This window comes from Parafrankia soli (assembly GCF_001854695.1).
Taxonomy (GTDB): domain Bacteria; phylum Actinomycetota; class Actinomycetes; order Frankiales; family Frankiaceae; genus Parafrankia; species Parafrankia soli.
Window position 1 is genome coordinate 1 of the sequence record NZ_MAXA01000045.1, and the last position, 8,463, is coordinate 8,463.

The 8,463-nt window shown below is 69.5% G+C and carries 8 protein-coding genes; all 8 read left to right on the top strand.

The features are described from left to right. Positions 1-327 (top strand): SDR family oxidoreductase (locus BBK14_RS05665; protein ID WP_116430005.1); only part of this gene is annotated, 327 nt, incomplete at its 5' end. 109 nt (positions 328-436) lie between these two features. Continuing rightward, complete coding sequence (locus BBK14_RS05670; protein WP_071060130.1) at positions 437-1,264, top strand: PaaI family thioesterase; 828 nt, start codon at positions 437-439, stop codon at positions 1,262-1,264. A 32-nt stretch (positions 1,265-1,296) separates the two neighbouring features. Next, a complete protein-coding gene (locus tag BBK14_RS05675; protein ID WP_071060131.1) occupies positions 1,297-2,922 on the top strand; it encodes a thiolase C-terminal domain-containing protein in 1,626 nt (541 codons plus the stop codon). 142 nt (positions 2,923-3,064) lie between these two features. Beyond that, a complete protein-coding gene (locus BBK14_RS05680; RefSeq protein ID WP_071060132.1) occupies positions 3,065-4,252 on the top strand; it encodes a cytochrome P450 in 1,188 nt (395 codons plus the stop codon). 629 nt (positions 4,253-4,881) lie between these two features. After that, positions 4,882-5,787: a formyltetrahydrofolate deformylase gene (purU, locus tag BBK14_RS05685; protein WP_071060133.1), complete on the top strand. Its 906-nt coding sequence runs from the start codon at positions 4,882-4,884 to the stop codon at positions 5,785-5,787. 473 nt (positions 5,788-6,260) lie between these two features. Continuing rightward, on the top strand, positions 6,261-6,668 hold the full coding sequence (locus BBK14_RS05690; RefSeq protein WP_071060134.1) for a YciI family protein: 408 nt from the start codon (positions 6,261-6,263) through the stop codon (positions 6,666-6,668). An 8-nt stretch (positions 6,669-6,676) separates the two neighbouring features. Continuing rightward, a complete protein-coding gene (locus BBK14_RS05695; RefSeq protein ID WP_071060135.1) occupies positions 6,677-7,822 on the top strand; it encodes an RNA polymerase sigma factor in 1,146 nt (381 codons plus the stop codon). Positions 7,823-7,938: 116 nt separating this feature from the next. Beyond that, positions 7,939-8,463: IS630 family transposase (locus BBK14_RS05700; RefSeq protein WP_116430006.1), on the top strand; the 525-nt coding region annotated here is incomplete at its 3' end.

Below are 8,463 nucleotides of genomic sequence, written 5' to 3' on the forward strand. Positions count from 1 at the left end.
GTCTGCGCCTACGTCGCCACCCAGGCGATGCCCCTGCTCAAGCAGGGCATCCGCATCAACGCGATCTGCCCCGGCCCCACCGACACCCCGCTGGCCCAGACGAACAAGGAGACCTGGCTCGGCTTCGGCGCCGACTACCGGGCCGAGCTGGGCATCGAGGCCGCGACCTCGCTGGAGCAGGCCTACCCGCTGCTGTTCCTCTGCAGCGGCGCCGCCTCCGCCATCAACGGCATCACCATCGTCACCGACTCGGGGTACTTCTCCGCCGGCCTCACCGAGGTCTTCCCCGCGGCCACACCGATCGTCCGGTTCCTCTCCGGCCGCTAGGCCCGACGCATGACCGTGCCGGGTGCCGGGTGCCGGCACCCGGCACGGTCGCTAACCGCCCCCGGCGGGACGGCGGTAACACGGGGGCTCCTTCCCGGAACAGGGTGGAATGACAACCACGAACAGTGACGAGCGGCTGCCGGACGCGCACATCATCAACGAGCTCGGATTCCAGACGACCCGCGTGGGCGACGAGCTCCACGGGTCCGCGGCCGTCGTTCCCGAGATGTTCGTGCCCGGTACGACCAGCATCCGCACATCGATCCTCGCCACCTGGGCGGACATCGTCGCGGGATACATGGTGCTGGACTTCCTCCAGCCGCGCGTCCCGGTCACCCTCGACCTCGACATCCACGTCCACGAACCGCTGCGGGAGCTCGAGCGGGTCGACGCCGCCGGGCGCCTGGTGAAGAAAGGCCAGTCGGTCGCGGTCATCGAGATCGAGCTGACCGGCGCCGACGGCCGCGGCATCGCCGCCGGCGTAGCCTCGTTCATGGCGGCCCCCGACCCGGCGATGCTGATGGACCCGGAGATGCTGCGGCGCCGGGAGCTGCCCGTGCAGCGCGGGCGGCTGCGGGTCCCCTTCGCCGAGCGCGCGCGGTGCGAGATCCGCGAGCCGGGCGTCGCCGTGCTGGCGCACGGGCACGACGGGCTGAACGCGTCCCGCAGCCTCAACGGCGGGCTGATCGCCCTGGCGGCCGAGGAGGCCGCGCTGTCCCTCGCCGCGGGCCCCACCAGCCTTTCGGTCCTGGCGTTGCGCTACCTGCGGCCGGTGCGAACCGGCCCCGCCGTTGCGACGGCGACCGTGGGATCCGGTGGCCTCGGCAAGGTCGAGGTCCGGGACTCCGGAGACGGCGGCCGGCTCGCTGTCTACGCCGTGACCAGGACATTCCCGGCTGCGGCCGGCCGCGGCACACAGACGGCCCCGGCCCGCTGACGGCCGTGGCACAGAGAGGACGACCAGCAGCGATGCGCCCACTCCCCGAGCTCACCCCCGCCACCGAGTGGTTCTGGACCTCCGGCGCCGACGGCACCCTGCGGGTGCAGGGCTGTTCCGACTGCGGCCAGCTCGTTCACCCGCCGGTGCCGATCTGCCCGAAGTGCCGCAGCCGCAACTGGGCGCCGACGGCGGTGTCCGGCCGGGCCACGGTCGTCGGGTTCACGGTGAACGCGCAGCAGTGGTCACCGGCGATGAAGCCGCCGTACGTGATCGCCAACGTGGCGCTGGCGGAGGACGCCAGCGTCCGGCTGACCACGAACATCATCGGCTGTGAGCCGAAGGACGTGCACATCGGCCAGGAGGTCGACGTCCGGTTCGAGCAGCACGAGGACGTCTGGCTCGCCCTGTTCGAGCCGACCGGCACGACCGACCCGACCGACCGCGTCGGTGAGCCGAACCTGCCCACCCCCCGCGCGCCGCTGAGCTCGGACCGCTTCGAGCACCGCGTGGTCCTCTCCGGCATCGGGCGCTCGGCGATGGGGCGCCGGCTCATGGTCGACCCGCTGTCGCTGACCGTCGACGCCTGCCTCAAGGCGGTCGAGGACGCCGGCCTGCGGCTGGAGGACATCGACGGGCTCTCCACCTACCCGGGGGCCGGCGCGGCGGGAATGAGCGAGGGCGGAGTGAGCGCCGTCGAGGAGGCGCTGCGCATCCACCCGACCTGGACGAACGGCGGCGGCGACCTGCCCGGCCCGGGTGGCTCGGTCATCACCGCGATGATGGCCGTCGCCTCGGGCCTGTGCCGGCATGTCCTGTGCTTCCGGACGGTGTGGGAGTCCACCTACCGGGCGCTCGGCCTGGGCCAGGCACCCGCGCGGGTCTCCAACCCTTCCTCGCTGTGGCGCGCGCCGTTCGGGGCGCTGTCGGCGGCGAACTGGATCGCCATGAACGCCAACCAGTACTTCCACCGTTACGGCGCCGACCGGGAGATGCTCGCCGCGATCGCCCTCAACGGCCGGGCCGGCGCGGCGCGCAACCCGGCGGCCATCTACCGGGAGCCGCTGACCCTCGACGACTACATGTCGGCACGGCCCATCACGACGCCGTTCGGGCTCTACGACTGCGACGTCCCGTGCGACGCGTCGATCGCGGTCATCGTCTCCGACGCCTCGGTGGCCGGCGACCTGCCGAAGCCGGCCATCCGCGTCGAGGCGGTCGGGACGCAGATCCTCGAGCGGGTCTCCTGGGACCAGGGCATCATCACGCACGAGCCGCAGGTGCTGGGCCAGTCCTCGCATCTGTGGACCAGAACGGACATGCGCCCCTCGGATGTCGACCTGGCCCTGGTCTACGACGGCTTCACCTTCAACGCGATCTCCTGGATCGAGGCGCTGGGATTCTGCGGCGTCGGCGAGGCCAAGGACTGGCTGGACCAGGGCCGGCGGATCGCGATCGACGGCGAGCTACCCATCAACCCGCACGGCGGCCAGCTCTCCGAGGGCCGCACCCACGGGTACGGGTTCTTCTACGAGGCGATCACCCAGCTTCGCCACGAGGCCGGCGAGCGCCAGGTGGCCGACGCGAGGACGGCCGTGGTCACCTCCGGCGGCGGCACGCCGTCCGGCGTACTGCTCCTCCAGCGCGACGGCGTGTGAGCCGCGCCGGAACCCATCAGCGCAGCGCAGGAGCCCATCGGCGCAGCGCGGAGACGTAGCGACGCAGCACCGGGACAGAGCGGCACCAAGAGGCACGTTGCGGACGGATCAAAGCCATACCAGTTATGACATAGTCACGGTCATGACGGAACTAAGCTGGGATCCGTTCGACAAGGTGATCCACCTTGCGCCGTACGACGTGTGGCGCCGGATGCGCGACGAGGCGCCGGTGTACCGCAACGACAGGCTCGACTTCTTCGCGCTGTCGCGGCACGCCGACGTCGAGGCCGCCCACCGGGATCCGGCGACCTACAGCTCGGCGCACGGCACCGTCCTGGAGATCATGTCGCCGGAGCCGATGCAGACCGGGCTCATCATCTTCATCGACCCGCCGACGCACACCGAGCTGCGCACCCTGGTCTCCCGGGCGTTCACCCCCCGGCGGATCTCGGCGCTCGAGGACTCCATCCGGGCCCTGTGCGCCGAGATGCTCGACCCCCAGGTGGGCGGGAGCGGGTTCGACTACGTGCAGGACTTCGCGGCCCAGCTCCCGTCCAAGGTCATCTCCGAGCTGATCGGGGTCGACCCGGCTGACCGCGAGGACGTCCGCCAGCTCATCGACCAGACCTTCCACCTCGAGGAAGGCGCCGGGATGATCAACGACATCTCGTTCGGCGCCCAGATCAGGCTGCACTCCTACTGGAGCGAGCAGATCGAGCTCCGCCGCCGCCAGCCCCGCGACGACATGATGACCGCTCTGGTCGAGGCGGAGGTCAAGAGCGAAACCGGCTCCCGGCGCCTCACCACGCAGGAGGCCGCCGACTTCACGAACCTGCTCGTCAGCGCCGGCACCGAGACGGTCGCCCGGCTGCTCGGCTGGGCGGGTTTCGTCCTGGCCGCGCACCCCGACCAGCGCGCCGAGATCGCCGCCGACCCGTCACTGATCGGCAACACGATCGAGGAGCTGCTGCGCTACGAGGCACCCTCCCCGGTGCAGGGCCGGGTGCTGACCAGGGAGGTGGAGCTGCACGGCACGGTCCTCCCCGCCAAGTCGAAGGTCCTGTTGCTCACCGGCTCGGCCGGCCGGGACGAACGGAAGTACCCCGACGCCGACCGGTTCGACATCCACCGCCGGTTCGACAGCCATGTCTCCTTCGGCCACGGCGTGCACTTCTGCCTCGGTGCCTCCCTCGCCCGGCTCGAGGGGCGGGTCGCGCTGCAGGAGACCCTGCGCCGCTTCCCCGAATGGGACGTCGACCACGACCGCGCGGTCCGCCTGCACACCAGCACCGTCCGCGGCTACGAGAAGCTCCCCATCACCCTCGGGTAGCACTCTGACCACAATCCTTCTCGGATTGGTCGGGCGACTTGTGGTCGGRAATTCTCCCAGCGCGTTGTCGGCGTTTGGAGCGGACGCTGGCGTGTTCCCGGCGGGCGCGGTGAACCGGGTGAACGGTCCACCCGTCCATCTCCATACCGAGTACCACAGGACCGTCTGACACCCAACACACCATCACGGCACCGTTGCACGCAACGTGACGAAACGTCACCGGACAAGGCTCGATGAGCTGCTGGCAAAGCATGCGTCGCTTTGACCACTTGAATCCACCTCATCAAAACAGGATTCCGACGCGAACCGGCATGCTCCCTGACCTCGGGTGAAGCAGCACGGGATCGGGGTGTCGATCTGCCGATCCAGATCGGAGTGGCTGAACCCGCCGGTATCATGAGGTCTCTGGGTTACGCTGCGCGCTTCGGTGTCGACGCGGGCGCGGGGAATTGCTGGAAATGCGGGCTTCCCTGAAAGATCAGGGCACAGTGGGGCCTGATCAGCTATCCGTGCGCCGGCGCGTGGCCACGACGCACGGCGCCACGACGGGCGCGAACTTCTACTTTTGCTTGTTTGGCGGGCCCAGAGCTACGTCTAGTAGATTGCGGAATTTTTCAGGAAGGACCGATATGACGCCGATTCCGGTGGCGGCGCCGGGGAGAACTTCGCTTCCACTTACTCGGGATCACGCCTCGCTTATCATTCACGGAAAGGACCGAACCGGTATCGTCGCGGCAGTCGGATCGGTGCTGAGTGCCCACGGCGCGAACATCGTTTCGCTTGACCAGTACTCCGACAATCCGCAGGGTGGCGCATTTTTCCAGCGGACGGTCTTCAGTCTCGACAATCTAAATGCGGTGCTGCCTGACATTGAGAAACACCTTGCGACGAAGCTGGCCAAGGAACTCGGGCTGGAGTTCTCGGTCCGTGACATGTCCGTGCCGAAGCGTGTTGCAATCTTCGCCTCGAAGCCCGACCACTGTCTACTTGACCTTCTGTGGCGCCAGCGGCGAGGCCAACTCCCGATCGTTGTCTCAATGGTGATTTCGAACCATCCGGACTCGGCCAGCGAGGTTCGCAGTTTCGGGATTCCGTTCTTTCATGTGCCTTCCGCAGGCCCAGAAAAATCCGCCACGGAAGCCGTGCATCTGCGTTTGCTCCGAGGTAACGTGGATTTCATCGTCCTCGCACGATATATGCAGATTCTGTCGGCAGACTTCATCACAGAGGTTGCCGTGCCGATTATCAACATTCACCATTCTTTCCTGCCGGCCTTCGTCGGAGCCGGGCCATACATCAAGGCAAAGGAGCGTGGGGTGAAACTTATCGGCGCGACGGCCCACTACGTGACCGCCGATCTAGACGAGGGCCCGATCATCGAGCAGGACGTTGTTCGGGTGACGCATGCCGATACCATTGCCGATCTCCAGCGCCATGGGGYCGACGTGGAAAGGGCTGTTCTATCCCGCGCAGTACAGTGGCACAGCGAGGATCGTGTGATCCGAAATGACAACAACACGATTGTCTTTCGCTGAATAGCGGACGCCCGGAAAGAGTCGGCGAGGTCAGATGATCCGCCCACCGAGCGGTCCGCGCCGTCGTATGACGCGCCGGTAGACAGACCGACGGCCTGCCCGGTCATGCGGACGTCGTCGTCGCGACGTCGGCGACATGGCGACCGTGTTGGCCGGCGGTGGCCCACTGGACGTAGCCACGCGGCTACGTTCAGTGGGACCCGGACCCACCGCCATCCCGGCCCCGGTCAGGATGGCAGCGCCACCGCGCCGGGCTCGCGCGTTCCCCCCTGGCGTGGCTGGCCGCCGCCGACGTCGGGATCCCGTCTCGCCCTTGCGCCACGCCGTGGCCCCGGACACCGCGAGGCGGCTCGCTCGGGTACATCTACGGGACCCGAAAAAAATCGGGCGGCGATGTCGAGAACCCGTGGCTGGCTCCGTCCCCGCGGCGAACGCGACGAGGATGGGTCGCACCAGCACCGAGGAGAAGCACGATGGCCAAGTACCTGCTGCTCAAGCACTACCGCGGCGCCCCGGCCGCGGTCAACGACGTACCCATGGACCAGTGGACGCCGGAGGAGATCTCGGCCCACATCCAGTACATGAACGACTTCGCGGCCCGGCTCGAGGGGACCGGCGAGTTCGTCGACGGTCAGGCGCTCGCCCCCGAGGGGATGTGGGTCCGGTACGACGGCGAGGGCCGCCCGCCGGTCACCGACGGCCCGTTCGCCGAGACCAAGGACCTCATCGCCGGCTGGATGGTGATCGACGTCGACAGCCAGGAGCGGGCCGTCGAGCTGGCCGGGGAGCTGTCGGCCGCGCCCGGGGCGGGCGGGAAGCCGATCCACGAGTGGCTCGAGGTGCGCCCGTTCCTGACCGCGCCGCCCACCATCACGGAGTGACCTCCGGGGTGGACGAGCTCCTGCTCCGGAGCCTCACACCGAGCGTGCTCGGGATCCTCGTCCGCCGCGGAGCCGACTTCGCGGCGGCCGAGGACGCCGTGCAGGACGCGCTGGTCGAGGCGGTCCGCGTCTGGCCGGCCGACCCGCCGCGGGACCCGAAGGGCTGGCTGGTCACCGTGGCCTGGCGCCGGTTCCTCGACGCGGCCCGGGCGGACACCGCCCGCCGCCGGCGTGAGGACCTCGTCGACGAGGAGCCGGCGCCCGGGCCCGTGCCCGCGGTGGACGACACACTCCAGCTCTACTTCCTGTGCGCCCACCCGTCGCTGACGCCGTCGTCCGCGGTCGCGCTCACGCTGCGCGCCGTCGGCGGGCTGACCACCCGCCAGATCGCCCAGGCATACCTGGTGCCCGAGGCGACCATGGCGCAGCGCATCAGCCGGGCCAAGCGCACCGTCTCCGGCGTGCGGTTCGACCAGCCCGGCGACGTCGCCACCGTGCTGCGCGTCCTCTACCTGGTCTTCAACGAGGGCTACTCCGGCGACGTCGACCTCGCCGCCGAGGCCATCCGGCTCACCCGGCAGCTCGCGGCCGCGATCGACCACCCCGAGGTGGCGGGGCTGCTCGCCCTCATGCTGCTCCACCACGCCCGGCGCGCCGCCCGGACCGCGCCCGACGGCAGCCTCATCCCCCTCGCCGAGCAGGACCGCCGCCGGTGGGACACCACGTCGATCGCCGAGGGCGTCGCGATCCTGCAGGCGGCCCTCGCCCGCGACCAGCTGGGCGAGTTCCAGGCCCAGGCCGCCATCGCGGCACTCCACGCCGACGCACCCACCGCCGAGGAGACGGACTGGGTGCAGATCGTCGAGTGGTACGACGAGCTCACGCGCCTGATTGACAGCCCGGTCGTCCGACTCAACCGCGCGGTGGCCGTCGGCCAGGCCGACGGACCACGCGCCGGCCTGGCAGCGCTCGCGGCGCTGGACGACTCACTACCCCGCCACGCGGCGGTGGCGGCCTACCTCCACGAACGCGACGGCAACCTGGCGACCGCGGCACGGCTGTACGCCGAAGCGGCCCAGAAGGCACCCAATCTCGCCGAACGCGACCACCTGACCCGCCAGGCCGCCCGACTCAACACCCGCCGGTGCCACTGACTGACCCCCAGACCCTCCGCGCGGTCGCGGGGTTCCGGAAGTTCAGGAGAGGTGCAGCTCCTAGTGTCCCGGTCCGGAGATCTGCGATCTCATGGGACCTGCGGTGTCATGGAGGTATGGCAGGTAAGCCGAGTCTGCCGCTCGTGCTCACCGGGGCCGAGCGGCGGACCCTTCAGGGGTGGGCCAGCCGGCGCAGGACTGCGCAGGGCCTGGCCCAGCGGGCGCGCATCGTGTTGATGTGCGCGGATGACAGGACCAACAAGTCCGTGGCCGCCGAACTGGGAATCAGCYGGGACACGGTGGGCAGGTGGCGGAACCGGTTCGTCCGGCACCGGTGCGCCGGGCTCAGCGACGAGCCGAGGCCGGGCGCGCCGCGCACGATCAGCGATGCCCAGGTCGAGGAGGTCGTGGTCCGCACTCTGGAAGAGGTGCCCGAAGGGGCCACCCACTGGTCCAAGCGCGAGCTCGCGAAGCGGGTGGGGATCTCTCCGACCAGCGTGCACCGCGTCTGGCGGGCCTTTGGCCTCAAGCCCTGGCTGGTCGAGGACTTCAAGGTGTCCACCGACCCGTTTCTGATCGAGAAGGTCCGGGACGTGGTGGGCCTGTACCTGGACCCACCACGGAACGCGGCGGTCTTCTCC